The 22,107-nt window shown below is 64.8% G+C and carries 24 protein-coding genes, 1 tRNA gene and 1 pseudogene; 7 read left to right on the top strand and 19 right to left on the bottom strand.

Annotated features, from left to right (window positions below):
* Positions 1 to 1,155, bottom strand: a 1,155-nt coding sequence (locus tag ACLMAJ_RS25985; protein WP_412016431.1) for a transglycosylase SLT domain-containing protein, incomplete at its 3' end; no start/stop codon positions are given.
* Between the two features lie 331 nt (positions 1,156 to 1,486).
* Between ACLMAJ_RS25985 and ACLMAJ_RS25980 the strand changes: the two genes are divergently transcribed.
* Positions 1,487 to 1,927 (top strand): hypothetical protein, encoded by a 441-nt coding sequence (locus ACLMAJ_RS25980; RefSeq protein WP_412016430.1) that lies wholly within the window; start codon positions 1,487 to 1,489, stop codon positions 1,925 to 1,927.
* A gap of 469 nt (positions 1,928 to 2,396) precedes the next feature.
* Complete coding sequence (locus ACLMAJ_RS25975) at positions 2,397 to 3,035, top strand: GNAT family N-acetyltransferase (RefSeq protein WP_412016429.1); 639 nt, start codon at positions 2,397 to 2,399, stop codon at positions 3,033 to 3,035.
* A 284-nt stretch (positions 3,036 to 3,319) separates the two neighbouring features.
* Here the strand turns inward: ACLMAJ_RS25975 and ACLMAJ_RS25970 are convergent, their stop codons facing one another.
* The 4 genes from ACLMAJ_RS25970 to ACLMAJ_RS25955 form a co-directional block, all read right to left on the bottom strand.
* Positions 3,320 to 3,658: a hypothetical protein gene (locus ACLMAJ_RS25970; protein ID WP_412016428.1), complete on the bottom strand. Its 339-nt coding sequence runs from the start codon at positions 3,656 to 3,658 to the stop codon at positions 3,320 to 3,322.
* Between the two features lie 185 nt (positions 3,659 to 3,843).
* Positions 3,844 to 4,272: a DUF4241 domain-containing protein gene (locus ACLMAJ_RS25965; protein ID WP_412016454.1), complete on the bottom strand. Its 429-nt coding sequence runs from the start codon at positions 4,270 to 4,272 to the stop codon at positions 3,844 to 3,846.
* Positions 4,218 to 4,961: a hypothetical protein gene (locus tag ACLMAJ_RS25960; RefSeq protein WP_412016455.1), complete on the bottom strand. Its 744-nt coding sequence runs from the start codon at positions 4,959 to 4,961 to the stop codon at positions 4,218 to 4,220. The genes ACLMAJ_RS25965 and ACLMAJ_RS25960 overlap by 55 nt, the downstream gene beginning before the upstream one ends.
* A gap of 221 nt (positions 4,962 to 5,182) precedes the next feature.
* Complete coding sequence (locus ACLMAJ_RS25955; protein WP_412016427.1) at positions 5,183 to 5,635, bottom strand: MerR family transcriptional regulator; 453 nt, start codon at positions 5,633 to 5,635, stop codon at positions 5,183 to 5,185.
* 146 nt (positions 5,636 to 5,781) lie between these two features.
* Between ACLMAJ_RS25955 and ACLMAJ_RS25950 the strand changes: the two genes are divergently transcribed.
* Together ACLMAJ_RS25950 and ACLMAJ_RS25945 are read left to right on the top strand one after the other, a co-directional pair.
* Positions 5,782 to 6,207 (top strand): Hsp20/alpha crystallin family protein, encoded by a 426-nt coding sequence (locus ACLMAJ_RS25950; protein ID WP_412016426.1) that lies wholly within the window; start codon positions 5,782 to 5,784, stop codon positions 6,205 to 6,207.
* A gap of 37 nt (positions 6,208 to 6,244) precedes the next feature.
* Positions 6,245 to 6,568: a hypothetical protein gene (locus ACLMAJ_RS25945; protein WP_412016425.1), complete on the top strand. Its 324-nt coding sequence runs from the start codon at positions 6,245 to 6,247 to the stop codon at positions 6,566 to 6,568.
* A gap of 62 nt (positions 6,569 to 6,630) precedes the next feature.
* On the opposite strand, the gene ACLMAJ_RS25940 is transcribed toward ACLMAJ_RS25945, so the two are convergent.
* The 6 genes from ACLMAJ_RS25940 to ACLMAJ_RS25915 all read right to left on the bottom strand — a co-directional run bounded on the left by ACLMAJ_RS25940 (position 6,631) and on the right by ACLMAJ_RS25915 (position 10,904).
* Positions 6,631 to 7,011, bottom strand: coding sequence for a hypothetical protein (locus ACLMAJ_RS25940; RefSeq protein WP_412016424.1), 381 nt, complete (start codon positions 7,009 to 7,011; stop codon positions 6,631 to 6,633).
* Positions 7,012 to 7,045: 34 nt separating this feature from the next.
* On the bottom strand, positions 7,046 to 7,369 hold the full coding sequence (locus ACLMAJ_RS25935) for a sigma-70 RNA polymerase sigma factor region 4 domain-containing protein (protein ID WP_412016423.1): 324 nt from the start codon (positions 7,367 to 7,369) through the stop codon (positions 7,046 to 7,048).
* Between the two features lie 471 nt (positions 7,370 to 7,840).
* Complete coding sequence (locus ACLMAJ_RS25930; RefSeq protein WP_412016422.1) at positions 7,841 to 8,167, bottom strand: transposase; 327 nt, start codon at positions 8,165 to 8,167, stop codon at positions 7,841 to 7,843.
* 92 nt (positions 8,168 to 8,259) lie between these two features.
* On the bottom strand, positions 8,260 to 8,463 hold the full coding sequence (locus tag ACLMAJ_RS25925) for a hypothetical protein (RefSeq protein ID WP_412016421.1): 204 nt from the start codon (positions 8,461 to 8,463) through the stop codon (positions 8,260 to 8,262).
* 219 nt (positions 8,464 to 8,682) lie between these two features.
* Complete coding sequence (locus ACLMAJ_RS25920; RefSeq protein ID WP_412016420.1) at positions 8,683 to 9,453, bottom strand: nucleoside hydrolase; 771 nt, start codon at positions 9,451 to 9,453, stop codon at positions 8,683 to 8,685.
* A gap of 881 nt (positions 9,454 to 10,334) precedes the next feature.
* Positions 10,335 to 10,904: a TetR/AcrR family transcriptional regulator gene (locus ACLMAJ_RS25915; RefSeq protein ID WP_412016419.1), complete on the bottom strand. Its 570-nt coding sequence runs from the start codon at positions 10,902 to 10,904 to the stop codon at positions 10,335 to 10,337.
* Positions 10,905 to 11,004: 100 nt separating this feature from the next.
* Here ACLMAJ_RS25915 and ACLMAJ_RS25910 point away from each other — a divergent pair, with 100 nt between their 5' ends.
* The gene (locus ACLMAJ_RS25910) at positions 11,005 to 11,928 is read left to right on the top strand and encodes an NmrA/HSCARG family protein (protein WP_412016418.1); all 924 of its coding nucleotides are present in this window, start codon (positions 11,005 to 11,007) and stop codon (positions 11,926 to 11,928) included.
* A 735-nt stretch (positions 11,929 to 12,663) separates the two neighbouring features.
* Here the strand turns inward: ACLMAJ_RS25910 and ACLMAJ_RS25905 are convergent.
* Entirely contained in the window at positions 12,664 to 13,155 is a 492-nt protein-coding gene (locus ACLMAJ_RS25905) for a Mu transposase C-terminal domain-containing protein (RefSeq protein WP_412016417.1), read from the bottom strand.
* Here ACLMAJ_RS25905 and ACLMAJ_RS25900 point away from each other — a divergent pair.
* Positions 13,145 to 13,666 (top strand): annotated as a pseudogene (locus ACLMAJ_RS25900) (recombinase family protein); the annotation flags it as partial. The gene ACLMAJ_RS25905 and the pseudogene ACLMAJ_RS25900 overlap by 11 nt on opposite strands.
* Here ACLMAJ_RS25900 and ACLMAJ_RS25895 read toward each other — a convergent pair.
* The 3 genes from ACLMAJ_RS25895 to orn all read right to left on the bottom strand — a co-directional run bounded on the left by ACLMAJ_RS25895 (position 13,649) and on the right by orn (position 15,075).
* Positions 13,649 to 13,792: a hypothetical protein gene (locus tag ACLMAJ_RS25895; RefSeq protein ID WP_412016416.1), complete on the bottom strand. Its 144-nt coding sequence runs from the start codon at positions 13,790 to 13,792 to the stop codon at positions 13,649 to 13,651. The pseudogene ACLMAJ_RS25900 and the gene ACLMAJ_RS25895 overlap by 18 nt on opposite strands.
* A 451-nt stretch (positions 13,793 to 14,243) precedes the next feature.
* Positions 14,244 to 14,319 (bottom strand) — tRNA-His (locus ACLMAJ_RS25890).
* A gap of 108 nt (positions 14,320 to 14,427) precedes the next feature.
* On the bottom strand, positions 14,428 to 15,075 hold the full coding sequence (orn, locus tag ACLMAJ_RS25885; protein ID WP_412016415.1) for an oligoribonuclease: 648 nt from the start codon (positions 15,073 to 15,075) through the stop codon (positions 14,428 to 14,430).
* A gap of 151 nt (positions 15,076 to 15,226) precedes the next feature.
* On the opposite strand from orn, the gene ACLMAJ_RS25880 reads away from it, so the two are divergent.
* Positions 15,227 to 17,023 (top strand): helicase HerA-like domain-containing protein, encoded by a 1,797-nt coding sequence (locus ACLMAJ_RS25880; protein WP_412016414.1) that lies wholly within the window; start codon positions 15,227 to 15,229, stop codon positions 17,021 to 17,023.
* 25 nt (positions 17,024 to 17,048) lie between these two features.
* Here ACLMAJ_RS25880 and lysA read toward each other — a convergent pair whose 3' ends face one another.
* The 4 genes from lysA to ACLMAJ_RS25860 form a co-directional block, all read right to left on the bottom strand.
* On the bottom strand, positions 17,049 to 18,395 hold the full coding sequence (lysA, locus tag ACLMAJ_RS25875; RefSeq protein ID WP_412016413.1) for a diaminopimelate decarboxylase: 1,347 nt from the start codon (positions 18,393 to 18,395) through the stop codon (positions 17,049 to 17,051).
* 169 nt (positions 18,396 to 18,564) lie between these two features.
* On the bottom strand, positions 18,565 to 19,368 hold the full coding sequence (gene cmrA, locus ACLMAJ_RS25870) for a mycolate reductase (protein WP_412016412.1): 804 nt from the start codon (positions 19,366 to 19,368) through the stop codon (positions 18,565 to 18,567).
* A gap of 69 nt (positions 19,369 to 19,437) precedes the next feature.
* Complete coding sequence (locus ACLMAJ_RS25865) at positions 19,438 to 21,468, bottom strand: FAD-dependent oxidoreductase (RefSeq protein ID WP_412016411.1); 2,031 nt, start codon at positions 21,466 to 21,468, stop codon at positions 19,438 to 19,440.
* Between the two features lie 9 nt (positions 21,469 to 21,477).
* Positions 21,478 to 22,047: a PadR family transcriptional regulator gene (locus ACLMAJ_RS25860; protein ID WP_412016410.1), complete on the bottom strand. Its 570-nt coding sequence runs from the start codon at positions 22,045 to 22,047 to the stop codon at positions 21,478 to 21,480.
* Positions 22,048 to 22,107: the final 60 nt, after the last annotated feature.

The raw sequence follows: 22,107 nt of genomic DNA, 5'->3' as shown, positions 1-22,107 counted from the left end.
TGCGGGCGGATCGATCGACACGACTTGTTCGTGGTCGAATCCTGGTTCGTGTTGCAAAGCGACGATCTGGACGGTGAGGCCGAGTTGGGCGGCGCTGGGGCGGATGATCGCCATCTCGTCGCCTTCGTTGACTTCGGTGAGTGTCGGCCAGTCCGGGATGGGCGCCGCGAGCTGACGGGTCCGGTCTTGCAGTTCGGTCAATCGGGGATCGTGGTGCTTGCTGCGCAGGTATCGGCGCAGGTCGTTGACCGTAAGTCGGCCGTCGCGGTCGATATCGGCTACGCCGTGGGTCGCATAAAGCTCCGGACGCGAGCCGCCGGGGGAGGCGATGACTGTGTCGAGTTCCAGCCCGGCCAGCTCGGGTTGTGGGATCAGCAGCGCGAGCCAGAGGCCGGTTTCGTCGGTGTCCGGGGGTACGTCGAGCCCGGTGAGGTGTGTCCGGATGGCCGGGATCTGGCGATCGGCTGCAGCGAGGTAATCGTCGGGGGTTGCGGTCCAGCCGGCCGCGCTGAGTTGGTCGGCGGTCAGTTGCAGTAGCCCGTAGCGGCCGGTGGGGTGGTAGGCGGTCGTCCGGAGCCCGCTTTCAGCGTTCATGACAGCGAGCAGCACATCAGCATCGGCACCGATCTTCAGTGCGGTGGTGTTGATCTCCTCGAGCATGTCGCGGCTGAACTCGCCGGCCGGGCGAGTCGTCAGCCACGCGTCGGGGTCGGTGATCATCGACCACGCTCGCTCCAGCCCGTGCGGTTGTGGGTGATCGGGATCGAGGGCGCCGTGGGTGATGCCGTCGGTGGTGCGGTTGTCGAGGTCGAAAATCCGGTAGGACCAGTCGGATTCGTTCAGTCGTAGATACAGTTGCCCGGCGATGATTCCGACCGTCTTGGCGTCGGCGGGTAGCGGTTCGGTGCCACCGTGCGGAAGCCGGAACACGCTGTCGGTCCACGGATGCTGCGCGATGAAATCGCCGGTGACGGTGTTGACGATCTCCCACGAATCGTTGTCGGACGTTCGATACCTGCGCCACCCCTCTTGGTGGACGCCCTGTCCGCCGAACAGTGCGGGGTATTCCACGACGGCACCGGTTGCCAGATCGAGACGCACCGAGCGCTCCACGGGAATCCGAAAGCCGAAGTCGGTGAAGCGGGTTGCGCTCACGCGAAGCACGACCTCGTTGGGCCCGGCCTGAAATGCGCCAGTGACCGTGCCGACCTCGCGGTGATTGCTCGCGCCGTAGCAGGGCAGTGCCGGGAACACAGCGTTGCACGTCCCTGGGCATTGTCCAGCGTTCGAGTCCGTCGGCAACGTCGACGCGGGCGAGCCCGCTGTTGGCGTCGAAATACCACGTCGACTGCCCCGTCGTCATTGCTGGTCTCCCGACGGATCGACGGGTATCGAAGCGCAAGCCGCTGGAGGACTCGCCGGTGCCGGACCCCTTGCGGCGGGTAGTCCAGACGTGAACGGATCCGTCGTGCCATCGTGCGCGCTGATGGCTGCGCACGATGGCGATACCGGAGCGCGGAACTTCCTCCTCGTGCAGCCAGAAGCCCGGCCCGGCGCGGGCGCCCGCAAGAAGGACGCCGAGTGGCAGTACGCGCGTCGCCTGGCCGGGCGCGCCGCCCGGGGGTTCGTCGACGCGGCGGGTGAGTGGCAGGAGCCGCAGCCGCACGGATTCCCGGTCGGGAACACTGGTCAAATTGGCACAGGGCCTCGAGCGCCACATCGGCGATGGCAACAACTACGCCGACTGGCTCGGCTACTTCTGCTGTACACGAGCTTTGTCCTCGGCGCTGTCCTCGGCGGCGTGCTGAGTCTCATGGTCGCAGGCTGGGCCATGCTGATCACCGCCACCGCGGTCTGCCTGGTTGTCACCTGCTACACGTACCTGCACCTGCACCTGCACCGCCACGGGCCACCCGTCGTCGAGTGATCGCGTGCGAAAAGCGTTGATTCCGATAATCAAAAGGGATCGAAGTCGATAATTTTTACTTATCGACTTCACCGATGCAACCGGCCGTCGCTTCCCTATTATGGGAATATCGCAGAATGGGTGGAACGATCGGAACAGCGGCGATTCTAGACGGCGGTGCAGTCGGCGAACGCCAAAACTGCAGAAAGCACAGTAGATGCACCTCGGCCCTGGTCGAGAGTTCTCCGAACTGACCAACAAGATCTCCGCCGCACTATTGCGAACCTGTTCACACATCAAAAAACAATACCAAGGAGTTAGCAGCGACTGCAGTAAGTTTACCGAGGACTCGAGGGCCCTCGATCGCAGAAACTTCAATGATATAAAACGCGCTTGGCATACCGGTGACAACCGAGACGGCACAGCCTCTTCAGCAGACGCTGCGCCTTCACGCCGGACCGATTCATCAGACATCAGACTGCCTATGCAAATGCCCGTGTTCGAACGAGCAACCGCCGATGACAGGGACGATATCGTCAAGGCACTTGTGGAAGGAACGTGCACGAACCACAGGAGACTTGCCCGCAAGAGAACCTGCGATGAAAATGATTCGATAAGACGCCTGCGGAAGGATATGTATTCGCGCAAGTACGACGAATACGACCACATTCTGGCCGGAGGAAAACGTAACGACCAGCCCGTGCACGTCTTCGTAGCTCGATGTGACGGTGAGTTCGTCGGCTTTATCGAAGTGGGCCTCCGTAAAGACGGCTCAGGCCAGATGTACTCCTGGCATCTGGCGCCGGAGTGGCGCGGTAGGCACATGGGCGTCTTCATGATGCGGCATGCCTTGGAGTACTTTCCGCCCGGCGTTCCAGTCTACTCGAATGCTACAAAGAACACCGTGGCCGCCAGAATGCATGGTGCGTACCATTTCAAGGAACACAAAGACCCGAACCCGAAATTATACCGCGAAGCGCGGCGAATACCGCCGCCGCACATCAACGCCGAAATAGCCTCGCACCAGGTTCCCTACATACAGACCTACGACAATCGACTGCGGGCTCTCGAGCACATGGATACATCGATAAAGGTGCTGGTTCGAGCAGGTATTTTCCTGCCTGCGTGAACCGTGGGGATTCACCGCGAGCTGGTGAACCCTCCGCGCCGTCCCGCACAGATGTCTCGGCGCGGGCACCACCGAAGCGGGTGCCCGCGCACAAGGCGAGGCCGCACATAGCCGCAAGCGCGATCCACCGTGTCGCGACAACACCCGCCGCGGACGATAGATAACCCGCGGCGGTGAGCGCACCGATCGCCACGGCTCCGTCACAAACCAGTCCCATGGTCGCGACGGCACGGCCGAGGATCTGTTCAGGTATGACGTTCACACGGTGGATGGTCAAAGCCACGTTACTGACAACGCCCACGCAGCCGACCCCACCCCAGCACACGGCAAGCACAAAGGGATTGACGCTGAACGCGATCGGCACCAGCAGCGGTCCAGGCCCAGAGTGCCCTCCGGTACCCCAGCTGGGATGGAATTCGCGCGATGAGCCAGGTGGCCAGCGCCGCGCCGGCGATGCCGCCCACCCCGGCCATGCCGAGCACCAGTCCCACGGTCCACGGTGGATGATCGCTGTTCTTCAGCTCCAGCAGGATCAGCAACAGCACGACCTGAATAACGACGTTCGACAAACCGATCATCGCCGTCGACGCCCGTAGAAACGGGTCGGTCCAAACAACTCGCATGCCCTCGACGACGTTACGGCGACTCGGGCCGTCCGCAGCCTCGACCGGAGGCTGCGGCACAGTCGAATTCGAACGAATCAACAGCAGCGACGAGGCAGTACAGGTACGACACGGCAATGGCGACGAACGGCAAGGCGACCGCCTGGTTGGATCGGGGCCACGTACTCGCAGCTTGATGCCCCGGCTCATGGGGTCAACGGTTCCAGATAGCCGACTTCGAAGCTGTCCGCCACTACGACCGCCGTGACCTCACCTGTGTCGTCGCGTCCCACCCAGACCAGGTAGACGCCGTCTCCGCCCAACATGAAGGTGACCAGCTCGGCCCCGGTAGCGTCGTGGGTCACCTTGCTGTAGCCGTCTTCGGTGTCGTGGACGTCTTCGTCGCCGCCGGAGGTGAGGGCCCGCATGTAGCGGCAGCCCAGTTCGGTTCGAGCGGTGGAGTCGACGAAACAGCCCGTGGCGGAGTCGACGCCGAAGCCGAAGTACTGCCCGTCACGCAGCAGCCTCACGTCCTCGCCTGGCGGGACTGCCATCATCCAGCGGGCAGTCGGCTTCTCGCTCACCAGCAGACGCACGGCAAATGTGTCGCGGGCGGTGAAGCGGTCGCCGAACATTTCGCCCTCGTAGCTGGCGCCGGTCTCCTGCACCGGGTAGACACCGGCGGAACTTCGATCACCAGCGGGTCACCCTCCGTGCCGGTGGGCAGGTATGAGGGGTCGCAGACCGCCAACTGCCCTGTCGGCAAGGCGATCTCGGTCACTGTTCTCACCGGCTCGATGGTGAGCGGCTTCGACCGGTGTCGGTGCGTGAACCTGAACCCGGGAGTGAACAACTCCTCGGGCCAGGGCGCGGCCGCCGGCACCGGCGGCCGCCAGCCGAAGGGCTCCGCCGCACCAGTGGCCGGCTGCGATGCGATGTCTGAAGTCTCCTCGACGAGCTTGAACGTTCCCGGCAGCCCGAACTGGGATGCTGTCAGCAGATATTCCCAGCACCCGAATTCCGGGACCGGCAGCCACCACAGGTCGCGCGGCAGGTCGACCAGGGTACGCGTCGAGCCGCCGAGCCGGCCGCGTGGGTACAGGCCCTGGCTGTTCTTCCCGTCCGGGTACAGATCGATGGTCCGCCTCCAGGCTTCGTCCGAGAGGTCGGGGAGATCCTGCTGCTCGTATCGCCACTCGGCCAGGTGGCGTAGGAACAGCCGTGTCGGTTCCAGCCTGCGCAGGTCGGCTTCGAACACCCGGCGGCCCAAGGAGTCAAACTGCCAGAGGCCCAGGTAGTGCTCGGTCCAGGCGACATGCAGCACCCCCTGCTCAGTGGATCACCATAGAGACCCGAGTCCGACAGAGGAGCTGCCGGTGGCGAGCCGGGCAGGACAGCCCGATGGCGATTCGGCCCGGGTTGCGAGGGCGGGTCGGCCATCCGTACGACGAGATCGCCGCTTGTCCCCTCGGGCCCGCGCACTCGCCGTTTCACACTCCAGCTCATGGGATGTCTGTCAAGTGCCTCTGTTCAAGCGATGTGGGATCAGGAGTTCGGCGCGATCGGTGTCGATATCTGATGCTGGACATGCCTTTTCGGCCCCGGCGCGCAGCGGACGCTGCCAGCTCGTTGACCAGCAGTTACGACCGGCCGAGTGGTGATCCGCAGCGAGGCGGAGAAGTTGTGAGGTGTCGATGTCGAGCGCGGGCATCGACACCGCCGCCGAGGTCGGCACCGATCGAGGTCGAGGATGCGCGCGATACCGGCGAGGTTTACTCCGGTGGCGGACAGCGCGACGATACGGTGCAGGCGGGCGAGGTCGTCGCGGCTGTAGCGGCGGGTGCCGCCGTCGCTGCGGGCGGGGGTGATCAGTCCGTGACGCTCGTAGAGCCGCAGCGTCTGCACCCCGGTCCCGGCCAGATCCGCGGTCACCGAGATCGAGTACACCGCCTGCCGTGGAACGGGCAGATGCGATCCCGAGGGTGGCTCCTGCTGCATCCTTGCCCTCACCTCTGCACTACTTACAGGTTTTCTATTCTAGGTGCTTGCACTCTCTTGCCGAGAGTGCTAAAACAAATCTATGTCAGATGACACCGATTATCTGATCCGACGATATAGATTGGAGTGTGTTGGAGGTGGCGACCATGCTGATGCGTACCGATCCTTTCCGTGATCTGGACCGTCTTACGCAGCAGGTGTTCGGCACGGCGTCCCGTCCCGCGGTGATGCCGATGGACGCCTGGCGCGAGGGCGATGAGTTCCTGGTGGAGCTCGATCTGCCCGGTATCGATCCGAAGTCCCTCGACTTGGATATCGAACGCAATGTGGTGACCGTGCGAGCATCGCGCCCGGAGCTGGACCAGGGGCGGTCGATGATCGCCGCGGAACGTTCCCGTGGGGTATTCAGCCGCCAATTGTTCCTCGGTGAGGGCCTGGACACCGACCACATTCGCGCCGACTACACCGATGGCGTGCTGCGCTTGGCGATCCCGGTCGCGGAGAAAGCAAAGCCCCGCAAGATCGAAATCGAACGCAGCGATCACGGCAGGCAGCAGGCCATCAACGCCTGATCCACTCGTTTCGGCGCTTCTCCCAGGAGGCAGCGTCATGACCACGAACCCCACTGGCGTAGGTCCGTTCGACACCCTCGACGCGCAGCTGCTGACCCTCGATCCCGACGTCGAGTCGCTGTTCGCCGAGGTCGAACAGATCCTGTGCGAAGCCCGCAGACCACTGCCCGTCCACCCGGGTGCACCAATGCCGGTACCCAGGCACCAGGCACCGGCGAGCACCGTCGCGTCGGCGAACCTCGCCCAGATGGCCGGGCGTCGGCCCGCGACAGGGCGAGCCACTCAGCGTGGACCTCCGCCGCGCTCGGATGGCTCTGGCTCGATCCGAACAGCAGAATCAACCACGCTCGAAGCGAGGTGATGCCCGTATCCGAAACAGTGGAATGAACGGCGTTGGCGGCGATGCCCTTCAACCTCCCGCGTTCACGAACCCGGCCAAACCGGGGGTGAGGTGCCGCTGGTGCCACGCCGCTCTTTCTTGCCGCGGGGTGGGCCGGAACCAGCATCCGGACCCACCCCGCTCGCCCTCCATTCCATCGCAGCTGCCGACTCGAGCGGCCAGGACGAATTGGAGGTTGCCATGATCAAGGCTCGGGTGATATTGGTGATTGTTTGTGTCATGGCGACGTCCAGCTCGAGGGCCGGGTCGATGGGGCGCTTCTCCTCGGGCTGCAAGGCGCGCTCCACCCGATCCCAACCCGCGTCGGCGTCGCCTGCTTGGTCGGCGTAGTAGTTACCCAGTTCGTCGAAGAACTCAACGATGGTGATCGACTCGACTGTGTTGAGGTGTTCCCGTTCTGTCATACCGTCACTTCTCCTACCCCAGGGATGGATTTCTTTACCTCGCCACGTCGGTGTCGGTGAACGTGATCTCGTATCCGTCCCTGTTCGCGAAGGTATTGATCTTCTTCTTCGCCGAGCATCGGTGTGCTCGTATGGTTTTGACGGTCGTGCCCAGCGCCTTCGCGATCGCTTCGTCCGACTCGTCCATAAACCACCCCAAGAACGCGACCCGGAACTCCCCATCGGTCAGTCGTTTGGCTGCTACCTCGATGAATCGCTTCACGACGATCCGGTCGAGGACTTGGTCGAGCTGTTCGAGGTCCGCACTGGGTGCCCGGTCCAGCGGGCGACGCGGCAGAGATCCCCGCGTAGCGCACACAGCAGATACTTTCGCACCGGTGTCCGGTGCTGCCGGTACAGCGCTTGGAACTGGTCACGATGTCGTGATGATGGACCATCGGTCGTCATACTGCGGGCAGCTCTCATGCAGGCGGCAAAATCGGTACCGCGGATCGCTAGCTCGTACCGAAACCGACCTCCACAATCCGCGCCGAGGTCGTCGTTTCATGCCGCTCGATATACGAGACGTGGCTGCCGGAACATGCTTCCCGCAGGATCATTCGGCTCTCGCAGTGGGCGAACGCACTCGCGCATGCAATCCACGATGCACAACCAGGTCGCGGCCAGCGGGGCGACGAGCACGAATGATAGCGGGGCTTCGGTCCACAGCGCATGGATCCAGTTCTGCACGGTCATGACTATTCAGACGGGCCAGTCCCGCAAAACATTAAGATCAGCAGGTCAAACACCCGTCGAGCACGACTGGCTTCCAGCACACCGGAGTCGGCCATCATGTAGCCAGGACGGCTGACCAGTTCCGGCCTACGAGATGAACGCCTGGCGGAGAAGGAACCTCGCCGGAACGGGTTGTCCGTGGCGGCATCGTCGTATTCGAGATGCTAGCCATCGCGTCCTGGTCCGGGCTGGGGCGGCGTAAGTGAATGATGGCCATGGTGTGCAGGACCCGGTTGATCTTGCGGTTTCCTGCGCGGGAGAGCCGATGTCGTTGCTGCTGGCCGGAGGAGGCGTCCAAGGGGGCGGTGCGGTTCCAGGACGCGAACCGGTCCCGGTCCCGAAATCGGTGGATGTCACCGACATCGGCCAGGAGCCGCCGCACCCCACTCGAGGAACACGTCTTCGGCTTGGCGATGATCCTTTCAGGAGGACGAGGCCCTCACAGGTCAGGAGTCAACCGAATCGGGGAAGTCCCTACCGTTGACGGTGTGCCAGCGCAGTGAACAACGCGATCACCTCCAATAGGACAGTTGCTGCCGTCGACCAGTTGGTCAGTAGCCCGGCCGCAACAGCCACGCTCACGGCGAAGGACAGCGCCAGCCGTGGGTCCGCAGCTTGCTCCGGCGGGTCGGCCGGACTGGAGGACTGTTCGGCAGTTGGCGGCTTGACTGAACTCATTCCTGAGAGCCTCTCTCGCACTGGACAATTCGAGCTGACTCCTCACCTTGATAACCGGCGAGGGTCGCACCAGTAACGCTATGCGGCCACTCATCGTTCTCCCACTGATTCCGCGCACACTTTTCCGCAATTTGCGCACGCAGCACTACAGGCGGCTGTCGAGACGGCATCGCCTCTCAAACCTCGCTACGAACAGAGCCAGAGGCGGGGGTCGTGGCATCACGGCACCTCGAGGCTTCGTGGTGACGGATGCTGTTGGCGGGGAATCGGGTTGCCTGCGTTCGCCACAATGAGCTGTTGCCAGGGGGCGGCGGAGGATCGGATCCTGTGTAGGAGTGCCCAGTTGGGGGTGACCTCGATGTGGGGTGAGTTGGTGACATCGGACAAGACCAGCCGTGGGTTGCGAGTCACGCGCAGAGCGAGACCGGCGGAGGCGGGGTCGATGCGGAAGTTGTGGGAGGCGCGGGCTTTGTCGCGGTAGCGATCGAGCCACCCGCCCATCTGTGTCACCGTCACCCGCTCGGCCAGGTCAGGGGCGTAGGACACGATGGCGGTGAGGTTGGTCATCGGCCCCATACCGACCCAGTGGATCGGGCCGGTGGTGCTCGCACACAGCCGCGCCGCCGCTTCGACGAGCTCATCGACCGCGCCGGTGACGTCATAGGGCAGTAGGGGAAGCCCGGTGAGGTGGTCGTCCATCACGAACCGTTGTTCACCGCCGATGTCGATGCCCGCGATGACCGGGACGTCGCGGCAGTCCATCAGGTCCAGGACGTGGCGGGCCAGCCGGGCGCGGCGACCGCGAGTTTCATCGGCGGTGATCACCGCGAGATTCGGGATGGTGCGGGCCGCGATCACCAACGTCGTGAAATCGTCGGGGTCGTAGAACAGGTCGGTATCGAGGACAACCAGCCCGTCGAGGGGGCTGGCCCCCAGGATTGGGTTGTGGTGCGGCGGTTGGTTGTCGGGATGGTGTGAGTCGTCGAACATGATTGGTGTGTTCCTGGCCTGTCCCCTGTGAATGAGGCCGCCTGGTTTTAGGGTCCTTGTTGGCCCTGGTCAGGGCTGGAAGGGACACTGAAGGACATGTCAGGACCCTAAGTTGGTAGGTGTCCGGGCGACGTGTTCCCGCCCGCTGCGGGGGAGCCGGTAACCTGTCCGTATTGGACCGATGGCGACTCACCACCCTCCCCAGTTACGTGCGGGGCCGTACTCGACAGCCGCCACGACCTCACCGCAGCCAGCCTGACCGACATGCTGGACGGTCAGGTCCCGGCCCGCCGACTCGTCCTCACCGACCTCGGAGACTTCGCCCCGGGAACGATCCTCACCACTCTGAATCTACTGCGGCGCATCCGTTCTCGTCGACTTGGAGACGCAGCTTGTACGTCGCGAGCCGATTGAGGTGGCGGCCAACTTGGAGGCTTGCGTGATGCGCGCTTGCTCGTAGAGCTCGCCGGTCACCGTCCAGATCGTTCGATGATGATGATCGTGTGGACTACGCGGAATCGCCAGATGCGGGCATCACCGACCGCTCGGTATGCGGCTAGTTAGCGACCGGCTAACCGAACGCATTGAAATCGGCATTATGGGACGTTCGATAGTGCCGTCGGGCCTGATCCTGCCCGACAGCGATCCGTCGCACGATTCACTGACACATGACAGCCGAGTTCGACCCGAAGCAGGATAGGCTGCGCAACGGAATCTCAAAATAATGGCGGATCCGCCACTCATTCCGAGATTCTGTCACGAGACTCGAGAACCTACATCGAAGTGGGGGCCGTTGTGGGGTCTCAGAAGTCGTGGCGGACGTCGGTCTCCTGACCTGGTGACTTCTGCCTTGTCTCAGGTGGCGGCCAGCGGTGGTTATCTCAATTCCGTGGCATTTCTTGCAGTCCGGCCACGGCCAGTCGGAACAGCCGCTCCGCCTGGGCGGCGGGATCGGGGTAGTGCTCAGTGGCCAGGGCGATACCGACGATCAGCGCGATCAGGTCTGCGACGGTGACGCCCTCGGCCACAGTGCCGCCCTCGATTGCGCTGCGCAGCAATGGGTTTCCCGCCTCCTCCAGGGCCGCCGAGCAGGTGTTGTCGTGCGGGTGGGACATAGCGGCGTCGTAGGACAGCGCGACAGCTAGACCTCGGGCGCGCACGCAATAGGCGACGACATCGGTCAACCATTCCAGCAGTGCGCTGCGGCTGTCGCCGGTGCCGGTCAGGTCGTGGGCGCGGGTGCACAAGGCCTCGATCCGTTTGCGGGAGACCGCTTCAAGCAGTGCCTGGCGGGTGGGAAAGTGCCGGCGCACGGTCGCTGAGCCGACCCCCGCGATGCGGGCGATCTGCTCCAACGACGCACCGGCACCGTAGGCAGCAACCTGCTCCTCTGCCACGGCGAGGACGCGTGCGTAGTTGCGGCGAGCGTCCGCACGTTGCTGTTCGGGCATGGCGACCTCCAGTCTTGCCAAAACGGCGGAGTCCGCCATATCGTACAAGTCATTAAACGGCGGGACCCGCCGTTTAGTCCACGAGCATCCGAGGAGCCCCATGTCCACAGCTTCCGCACCCGTCCTGGTCACCGGCGCCACCGGCAAACAAGGTGGCGCCACCGCCCGTGCTCTGCTTGCGTCGGGTGTTCGAGTCCGCGCCCTGGTGCGCGACCCGGCCTCCGACCGGGCCAAGGCCGTCGAGGCGCTCGGCGCCGAACTGGTCACCGGCGATCTGCACGATCGCGACTCGGTGATTCGGGCTGCCGAGGGCGCCCGCGCCGTGTTCTCCGTGCAGATGCCCGAGATCACCACGGACGGTATTGATTTCGACGGTGAAGTAGCCCAAGGCGTCAACCTCATCGAAGGCGCGAAGACTGCCGGAGTGCCGCAGTTCGTGCACACGTCCGTGACCGGCGCCGGTCAGCACACCGGAACTCCAGGCTGGGCCGACGGCCGCTGGGCGTCGATGGAACCCACACTGGGCGCGAAGACAGCGATTCAGGACCGGGTCCGTGCGGCAGGCTTCCCGCAGTGGACGCTGCTCAAGCCGGGTACGTTCATGGAGAACTTCCTGCCGTCCGTGGCCTACATGTTCCCGCGCGGTATCGAGGGCGGCTTGGTGAGCGTCATCAACCCCGAGACCCGGCTGTCTCTGGTCGCGGTGGACGACATCGGCCACACCGCCGCCGCGGCTATCACCGCGCCGGAGCGATTCCACCGCGTCGAGCTGGAATTGGCCAGTGACTACCTATCGATGACAGAAATCGCCGAGATCCTGTCCCGCACGCTGGGCACGCACCTGGTCGCCCCTGACATGACCGAGGAACAGGCCCTGGCCGCGGGGATGCCAACCTTCGGGGTCGCGCTCGAATGGCTGAACGTCGCCGGCCAGCCGGGCCGCCCGCGGTACGCCAGGGACCTCGGCATACCGCTCACCAGCTTCGAAAAATGGGCACAGCAACACATGCGAGCCAGCGCCTGACACGAGTTCGCCAAGTTCGCGGCCAGTGGAGGAACGGAATCTCAAAACCGTGGCAGATCCACCACGTCACCGCCACACATTCTGAAATTCCGCCACGACTTCTGAGGCCCTACGTGTGCCACGAACGCGGAGAGGAGTTCGATGTAGGTAGAGCTTCTTGACATGGTGCTGTGCAGGAGATGAAGGTTTTGGCCCTTCGGAGTCGACCTGCGGTGGGAGGCTTCAAACCACCACATGCTGCGTTGGCTGAAGACCGTCGTGGTGAGCGATGTGGAAAAGGCGCAGGGTATGCGTCAGGTGGGGATCGGAAAGACGGTGCGCAGTCCTCATTTTCGGGGATCGCTGTTGACGTGTCGTAACTCAGTAGGTGGCATCGAAACCAGTTCACTGTGGTGCGTTCCGGATGTTGAGCAGCCGAGCAAGCCTCGAAACCGGCAAAGCGACTGCTGGTTTCGAGGTTCGCTCGGCTGACTAAGTCCGCGAGCCGCTGACGCGACGGAATCGATTCTGCAGACCGATCTTCGGCGAGTCACGTCCCGTACCGGCGGTCGAGCCCATGATGCGCTGCCGCGGTGAGGTGCGCGGCAGCCCGGCTCACGGCCGAGTCGGCACTAGCTCCGGAAGCGTCCATTCGCGATGTGGGGCTGGCACAACCGGACCACGAGGTTCCAACCCGCAGGCGTCGGGAACAGGTTGGTGACGTTATATCGGCCCTGGAACTCGCGATCGTGGTGCTTACGCGGCTGTCGCTGTGCGGGTGATGCGGTGGAGACACCGACCGCTATCGCTGTCGTTCAAAACGATCGGCGTTCCTGGGGAATGAGGCACCGACGGACAGCAGCCGCAAAGCAATGCGATGCTCGACCAACGACGAACCCAAACCGAGGTTCCAGCGTTCGAGCAGGTCTGCGACAGCGAGCCGATCGTCGGGGTAGGTGTATTTCGCCGCGGCCAACTGGGGGCGAACTCGAGGGCGTCCTCGCTGAACGGCATGTCCGCGGCCGGGGCGTGTTCCCAGCGCAGCGGCCCCCACCCGGTGTCGGGGTGACAGAACCAGGCGCGGGTGATGTCCTCGGGGTCGTAGTGGATCGGCCAGCGGCGCTTGGCTTTCCCGACGTAGGGGCTGAGCTTGCCGCGCAGCCCGTCGAGGACCTCGCCGTTGTAGCGGCGTCCGCCGAACTCGACACCGTAGTGCTGGAACCGCACGATCGCCGGATTGGAACGCAAAGCCGCGAAAGGAAAGTGGAAAGGGGGACGACGTCCTTTCGGCTATCGCCCGGATCCGTCGCAGGTACTTGTCGTCGAGGAGTCCGAAGCCGCGATCGTGCGGGCGGTATTCGCGCTATACACCGCCGACAAGCTCGGCACCCGTGCGGTCGCCGAGGTGCTCAACGATCGCGGCCATCGCACAACCAACGGCGGGAAGTGGTCCGGCTACCAAATCACTCGCATGCTGACCAACCGTATTTATCTGGGTGAGCTAACCTTCCGAGGCGTTACGGTCACATCCGCTCACCAGCCGATTATCGCGACCGATATCTGGAAAAGAGCCGAGAGGATTCTCACCGCCCGTGGCGATAATCCCGGCTACAGTGCGTCCACCGGATTCGACTACCTGCTTGCCGGGCGACTGCGCTGCCCGCGCTGCAACCGATCGATGGTCGGTACTAGGGCCAACGGACGTACGCGAAGCTATCGCTACTACACGTGCTGGACACGGTCACGGTACACAACCGCTGAATGCGATCAGCCGCGCATGGATGCCACCGCTGTCGATCGGGCTGTCCTCGACGCGCTGGTCAGCTTTTACAGCATGCAGCGAGGTTTGATCCAGGACGCCGTTGGCCTCGCCCGCGGGCGGCACCAGGCGAAGCATGGTGACCGACGCGCGGAGCTCGCCGCTGTCGACGCCGAGTTGAGCAAGTGTGCGCAGTCCATCGATCGATACCTGGCCGCGTTCGAGCGTGGCAGCCTGGACGGCGAGTTGTTGAGCGAACGGCTTGCCGAGCTACGAGCTAGTGCCGGGCGGCTGCGGGACCGGCGGGATGGCCTTGCTCAGGCCCTTGACGACGTTCCGGAAGCGCCCGCGTCTGAAGCGCTCGACGACGTGGTCACCGACATCGGAGTCGTCATCCGGACCGGCAACAAAAACCAGGTCAAGGCGCTGATCGAGGCGCTGGTCGCAGGAGTAACCATCGCTGGCCCCAACCGGCTCATCCCCACATTCAGAGTCCCGAAACCGCCCAGTGATGATGAAGCCGCTGGTCAAAACGCGAAAACCGCCCCCGAAGGGGCGGTTCGTACGCTGACGCGTTTGGGGTGGCCGACGGGACTTGAACCCGCGACTTCCAGGATCACAACCTGGCGCTCTACCAGCTGAACTACGGCCACCATCGCCGGTGAATCACCGGCGCGGTAGATATTAGCGTGTTACCCCCACGAGGCCCTAATCGGTTTCCGGTGTGCCTCGCGAACTGGGCCGATGCGTGGGTTCGTGTCCTATTCGGCGTCGTCGTGCGGGGTCGAGTCGGCTGTCTCCGTGCCGTCTTCGGCGCTGAGTTCGGTGACGATAGCGGCGATGTCCGTGGTCGACGGGCCAGGCGGCGCGACAAACGCGGTGCGCCGGTAATACTCCAGCTCACGGATGGATTCCTTGATGTCGGCGAGGGCCCGGTGGGTGAGGCCCTTCTCCGGCTGGCCGAAGTAGATGCGCGGGTACCAGCGTCGGCACAGCTCCTTGATGGAGCTCACGTCGATCATTCGGTAGTGCAGGTGGTTATCGAGCAGCGGCATATCGCGAGCGATGAAGCCGCGGTCGGTAGCGATGGAGTTGCCCGCTAGCGGGACCATGCGCGCGAGGGGGGCGTACTCGCGGATGTAGTCGAGAACCTGCTGCTCGGCCTCGGCGAGGGTGACCGTCGATCGGCGCACCTCCTCGGTGAGCCCGGAGCGCGCGTGCATCTCGGTCACCACCGTTGGCATCGCGGCCAACGCCTCGTCGTCGGCGTGGATGACGATGTCCACGCCCTCACCAAGAATGTTGAGGTCGCTATCGGTCACAAGTGCGGCCACCTCGATCAGCTTGTCGCTGTCGAGTCGCAGGCCGGTCATCTCGCAATCCATCCACACCACGAATTTGTCGGACACCCGCGCAAGACTAGCTTGCGACGCCGCTGGGTCGAGCCCTCCCCATACCACCGGCGACGATAGAGTTTGCGGGAGTTCGGCGTAGGTGTTTTCGGCTCGGTAGTTACCACCGTGGAAGCAGTCACAGTCAGAACCGAACGGAGGACGCGCGATGACCACTCCCCAAGAGAAAGCGGCCGCTGCACGCAAGGCGGCGCAGGACGCGGCGCGGGTGGCCGCGGAGGCCGCTGACGCGGCGGAGGCCGCGGAGCGCGAGCTGGTCGAACAGGAAGCCGCGGCCGCCTCGGGCGCGGCCAACGGTGCCGATGCCGTAGCGGTGGCCGCCGCGTCCCAGGCGAAGGCCGCCGCGACGGCGGAGACCGCTGCCGCGACCGCCGAGGTGGCCGAAGCGACGAAGGCCGCGGCTTCCGATACCGAGGAGTCGGCCGCAAAGTCGCCCGCACAGCAGATCGCCGCGGGCTATGCCTTCGAGGGGGAGGCACTCGAACTCGGCACCGTCGTGATCGATGGTGCGGTCGATCCGGCTGCGCTTGTGCGGATCCCGATGCGCACGGTGAACCGGCACGGTCTGGTCGCGGGCGCTACCGGTACCGGTAAGACGAAGACGCTGCAAGGGATCGCCGAACAGCTCTCGCGCGCCGGGGTGCCGGTGGTGCTCGCCGACATCAAGGGCGATCTGTCCGGTCTGTCGCGACCGGGGCAGCCGAACGAAAAGCTGAGCGCGAGGGCGCAGGAAACCGGCGCGGGGGAATGGAACCCGAGCGGGTACCCGACCGAGTTCGTGTCGCTCGGCACCGATGGCATCGGGGTGCCGATCCGCGCGACGATCACCGCGTTCGGGCCGGTGTTGCTCAGTAAGGTGCTCGGGCTCAACGAGACTCAGGAATCGACACTCGGGCTGATATTCCACTGGGCGGACAAGGCCGGGCTCGGCCTGCTGGATCTGAAGGATCTGCGTGCGGTCATCACCCATCTGACCAGTCCGGAGGGCAAAGAAGACCTGAAGGGCATCGGTGGGGTTTCGGCGGCGACCGCGGGTGTCATCCTGCGCGCGCTGGTGAACCTCGAGGCCGACGGTGGCGACACCTTCTTCGGCGAGCCGGAACTGGATCCGGCGGATCTGCTGCGTGTCGCGGGCGGACAGGGTGTGATCACCCTGTTCGAGCTGGGTGCACAGGCTGCCCGGCCGGTGATGTTCTCTACCTTCCTGATGTGGGTGCTCGCCGATCTTTTCCAGACCCTGCCCGAGGTGGGCGATATCGAAAAGCCCAAGCTGGTCTTCATTTTCGACGAGGCGCACCTGCTGTTCGCGGACGCGTCGAAGGCTTTCCTCGAGCAGGTGGAGCACACGGTCAAACTGATCCGCTCCAAGGGTGTCGGTGTGTTCTTCTGCACGCAGCTGCCGACCGACATTCCGAATTCCGTGCTCTCCCAACTGGGCGCGCGGATTCAGCACGCGTTGCGCGCCTTCACTCCGGATGATCAGAAGGCGCTGTCGAAGACGGTGCGCACCTATCCCAAGTCCGGGATCTACGATCTGGAGGAGGCGCTCACCTCGCTCGGCACCGGCGAGGCGATCGTCACCGTGCTTTCGGAGAAGGGTGCGCCGACTCCGGTGGCGTGGACCAGGATTGCGCCGCCGCGCTCACTGATGGACACCATCGGCGACGAGGCGATCAAGTCGCAGGCCCTGTCGAGCTCGCTGTACGGGAAGTACGGCCAGACCATCGACAGGGAGTCGGCCTACGAGCTCCTCGCGGCGAAAGTTGCGGCAGCGCAGGAGGACCCGACACCCTCGGCACCGGGACATTCCCCGAATGCGGCCGAGGACGAGTCGGCCGCCGAGCGCATCATGAAGAATCCCGCCGTGAAGAGCTTCCTGCGTTCGGCCGCGACCGTGGCGGGCCGGGAGATCAGTCGCAGTCTCTTCGGCACCCGCAAGCGCTAGCCCGCGTCGCGATCCAACCGGGCCCTCAGCGGCCGATATCTCGGCTGAGCAGGTCGGACATGGTCTCTCTTCGCACCAATTCCCGGGAGACGCCCTTTCGCACCGCGACGATCGGCGGGCGGCCGACACTGTTGTACGACGACGCGAGACTGTGGTGGTAAGCGCCGGTGCACGGCATGGCGAGCACCTCGCCCGGCCGCAGATCCGCAGGCAGCTGCACATCGGTGGCGAGGATGTCGCCCGCCTCACAGAACCGGCCTGCGACCGTGGCCGTCATATGTGGGCCGGTTGGGTGCCGGTTGGCCACGACAACGCTGTAGCGCGCGCCGTAGAGGGCGACTCGCGGGTTGTCGCTCATGCCACCGTCGACGGTGACATAGGTGTGCCCGCCGTCGATGTGCTTGACCGAGCGCACGCGATAGAGGGTCACGCCCGCGCGCGCGACGATGGCGCGGCCCGGTTCGATGGCGATGACCGGGCGTGGGAAACCACGGCGCGCGCAGGCCGCGTCGAGGGCGTCTTCGACGATCGCGGCGAGATCGGTCAGATTCATCTCGGCATCGCCGCAGCGATAGGGGACACCGTGGCCGCCGCCGATGTCCAGATGGGTGAGTAGGTGATCGTGATCGTCGCGGACCCCAGCCATCTCGGCGACCATCCTGCGGATGGCCTCGCCGTAGTAGTCCGGATCGCAGATCTGCGAACCGAGGTGGCAGTGGAAGCCGACAAGCCGCAACTTCGGCTGGCGCAGGATGCGCGCGACAGCCTCGGCGGCCGCGTCGCTACCGAGCGGGAAACCGAACTTCTGATCGGTCACCCCGGTGACAACGGCGGGATGACCGTGTACGTCGATACCGGGGGACAGCCGCAGCATGACCTGCTGTGAGTCGGCCACCAATGCGGAAAGCAGCGTGATCTCGGCGAGCGAATCGATGACAATCCTGCCGACACCGACCTGGACAGCGACTTCCAGCTCGTCGAAGGACTTTCCGTTGCCGTGCAGGATAATTCGTGCCGGTTCGACGCCCGCGGCGAGCGCGACGGCGAGTTCGCCCGCCGAGCAGACATCCACCGACAGCCCTTCCTCGGTGACCCAGTCGGCGACCGCCTTGATCATGAGCGCCTTGCCCGCGTAATAGATCTCGGCCTCGGGGAAGGCCGCCCGATACGCCCGGCAGCGCTCCCTGACCTCGCGCTCGGCGAGCACATAGGTGGGCGTGCCGTACTGGTCGGCGATATCGGCGAGTGCGACACCTCCGATGGTGATGCGGCCGGCGTCGTCGTAATGGGTGTCCCGTGGCCAGATCGCGGAGTCGAGCCGAGGGGGCATGCCCCCCGACCGCAACGACGGGAAGATTTCGAGCAGCGTCACGATGTCTCCTGTGTCGCCCCCGCTTTCTCCACCTGCGGGGTCGTCATCAGGACTACGCCGTTTTCAGGTGCCCGAACCATCGGCTTATGTGAACTTGACGCCTCGGCCCGCGATCTTGACGAGATCACAACGGGCCTCGAACTGCGAGGTCCCGCCGCCGAGCTTGGAACTAGCCGCCGAGCTTCTTGTAGAAGGCTCCCGCGATCGGCGCGGTGAACGAGCGGGGTCCGTACTGCCCCGCCACGCTCATACCCTTGCTGATCAGCCCGGGGACAACGCGCATCTTGTTGCGTGCCAAGGCGTCTATCGACTGTTTGGCGGTCGATTCGGAGGTGACCCACATGAAGTCGGGGACCATGCGGTCCACAATCGAAGCCTCGGTCGGGTCGGGGGCTTCGGTGCGCACCGGGCCGGGCGCGAGCAGGGTGACGTGTACCCCGGAGCCCTTCAGCTCGCCGCGCAGCGATTCGGAGAAGGTGTTGGCGAAGGCCTTGCTCGCCGCATAGGTGGCGTTGTTCGGGATCGGCATGTTGCCCGCCGCCGAGCCGCTGATCAGGATGCCGCCACTACCTCGCGCGATCATGCCGGGCAGCACGGCGAGGGTGAGGTCGTGGACGGCGACGGCGTTGAGTTCCATTTGTGCGCGTTCGTAACCCAGGTCGAGATCGGCGACCGCACCGAAGGTCGCGATTCCGGCGTTATTGCACAGGATGGCGATATTGCGTGCCGACAATTCCTCGACGAGCGCGCCGCGCGCGGTGCGCTCGGCCAGATCGACGGCACGTACCTCGGCGGTGATGCCGTGCGCCAAGGTGAGCCGCTGGGCGAGTTCGGTGAGCACCTCACCGCGCCTGGCGACGAGGATCAGGGAGTAGCCGCGGGCGGCGAGGTCGGCGGCCAGCGCGGTGCCGATGCCGGAGGATGCGCCGGTGACGACCGCGCGGTTCTCGGAGGTGGGGGAGGGCAGGCTCACACGTGGAGCCTAGGCGATCCGACCGGTCGAATCGACGCGCAGCGCCATCGGCCGACTCTTATATCGAGATCAGAGGCGGGCTGCCAGGCGGGTGCCCTGGTCGATGGCGCGTTTGGCGTCCAGTTCGGCAGCCACGTCGGCACCGCCGATCAGGTGCAGGTTGATGCCTGCCGCACGCAGCGGCTCTTCCAGTTCGCGCACCGATTCCTGGCCCGCGCAGATGATGACATTGTCGACCGGTATCAGTTGCGGGCGTGCGCGTTTCTCGCCGAAGCTGATGTGCAGACCGTTGTCGTCGATGCGCTCGTAGTTCACGCCGCCGACGTGCTCGACGCCCTTGGCCTTCAGCGCGGCGCGGTGCACCCAGCCCGAGGTCTTGCCCAAGTCCTTGCCGAACGGGGTCGACTTACGTTGCAGCAGTACGACTTCGCGTGCGGCGGGCGCTGACTTCGGGGTACCGAGCTGGCCGCGGACCTGCTCGTCCTCGGAGTCGACACCCCACTCTTCCTTCCACTCGTCGAGCTTCAGCGTGGGGTGGCCCTCGACGGTGAGGAATTCGCTCACGTCGTAGCCGATGCCGCCCGCGCCGATGACCGCGACGCGCTTGCCGACCGGACGCTCCTCGCGCACCAACTCGGCGTAGGACAGCACCATCGGATGGTCGATGCCGGGAATGTTCGGAATGCGCGGGCGCACACCGGTGGCCAGCACCACCTCGTCGTAGCCGGCGGCGATGAGCTCGTCCGCGGCAACCCGTTTGTTCAGGTGCACGCTCACCCCGGTGACCTCGAGCATCCTGGTGTAATAGCGGATCGACTCGTTGAACTCTTCTTTGCCCGGGATGCGGCGAGCGATGTCGAACTGGCCGCCGAGCTTGTTGTCGGCCTCGAAGAGGTCGACCCGGTGGCCGCGTTCGGCGAGACTGACCGCGGCCGAGAGCCCGGCGGGGCCCGCGCCGACGACGGCGACGCGCTTGGTGCGCCGCGTCGGCGACAACTTCAGCTCGGTCTCGTGGCCCGCGCGCGGGTTGAGCAGGCAGGACACGGTCTTGTGCTGGAAGGCGTGATCGAGGCAAGCCTGGTTGCACGCGATGCAGGTGTTGATCTCGTCGACGCGATTGCCCTTGGCCTTGTTCACCCACTCGGGGTCGGTGAGGAACGGGCGGGCAAGCGAAACAAGTTGGGCGTCACCGCGAGTGAGGATCTCCTCAGCGATCTGGGGCATATTGATCCGATTGGACGCGCAGACCGGAATATTCACCTGCCTGGTGATCTTCGCGGTGAACTCGACGAATGCCGCGCGCGGCACCGAGGTCACGATGGTCGGGACGCGCGCCTCGTGCCAGCCGACGTCGGTGTTGAGAATATCGGCACCAACGGCTTCGAGTTCCTTTGCCAGGGCGACGATCTCGTCGAAGCTCTGGCCCTTCTCGACCAGCTCGGCCATCGATAGCCGGAACACGATGATGAAGTTCGGGCCGACCGCGGCGCGGGTGCGGCGCACGATCTCCACCGCGATGCGGCGCCGGTTCTCCGGCGATCCGCCCCATTCATCGGTGCGCTTGTTGGTGCGCGGCGCGAGGAACTGGTTGATGAAATAGCCTTCACCACCCATGATTTCGCAGCCGTCGTAGCCGGCGAGCTTGGCCAGTTTCGCGCAGCGGGCGTAGTCGTCGATGGTCTGCTCGATGCCCTTGGCCGAGAGCTTGCGCGGCCGGAAGGGGTTGATGGGGGCCTTGATCGAGGACGCCGACACGCTGCCGGGCATGTAGGAGTAGCGGCCCGCGTGCAGGATCTGGATGGCGATCTTGCCGCCCTCTTTGTGCACGGCTTCGGTGATCGCCCGGTGCCGGTAGGCCTCGGACCTATTGGTCAGTTTCGCGCCGAAGGGCAGCAGCCAGCCGGTGCGGTTCGGGGCGTAGCCGCCGGTGATGATCAGGCCGACGCCGCCACGGGCCCGCTCGGCGAAGTAGGCGGCCAGCCTGTTGGTATCCCAGGCGCGATCCTCCAGGCCGGTGTGCATCGATCCCATGATCACGCGGTTGCGCAGCGTGGTGAAGCCGAGGTCGAGCGGCTCGAACAAGTGGGGGAAAGAACTCATCTGCGAGTCTCACCTTTCTCCGGGTTCCGGGTGCGGGGCTGTCGCACCCGGTTTCAGGGCTTGCAGGACTTCGTCGCACCATTCGACGAACCCCTCCTCCACGCGGATGCCCGCGCGCAAGACGAGGTACTGGTGCAGTGGCGTACCGGAGAGTTGATCCGGTGCGGGGAAGTCACGTTTCTCGATGAGTGCGAACAGTTCGAGGCGCTGGTTGTGCTGGTCGCGGTGTCTGGCGACCTCGTCGCAGAGCGCGCCGATGTCACCGTGCGCCGCGGCGCGGACTTTCACGCCGAGTTCGTTGCGCGGCATACCGGTATCGCTCGGCTCGGCGATCCATCTGGCCAATTCGGCGCGACCGGCGTCGCTGACCGAGTAGACCTTTTTGTCGGGCCTGCCCTCCTGCGTCACCGATTCGCCGGTCAGCCAGCCGGATGCCTCCATGCGTTTGAGTACCCGGTAGATCTGCTGGTGGGTGGCATTCCAGAAGAAGCCGATGGACTTGTCGAACCGACGTGCCAGCTCATACCCCGAGCCGGCCCGCTCGGTCAGCGATACCAACAGGGCATGTTCGAGGGCCATCCAGCCAGGATAGTAGTTACACGCGGTACTATGCAACTGGGTGCATAGCGGGTTGTGGCG

This window comes from Nocardia arseniciresistens, assembly GCF_046764875.1.
Lineage (GTDB): Bacteria > Actinomycetota > Actinomycetes > Mycobacteriales > Mycobacteriaceae > Nocardia > Nocardia arseniciresistens.
The sequence above is the reverse complement of the archived record's forward strand: the minus strand, read 5'-3'. Positions and strand labels throughout refer to the sequence as shown.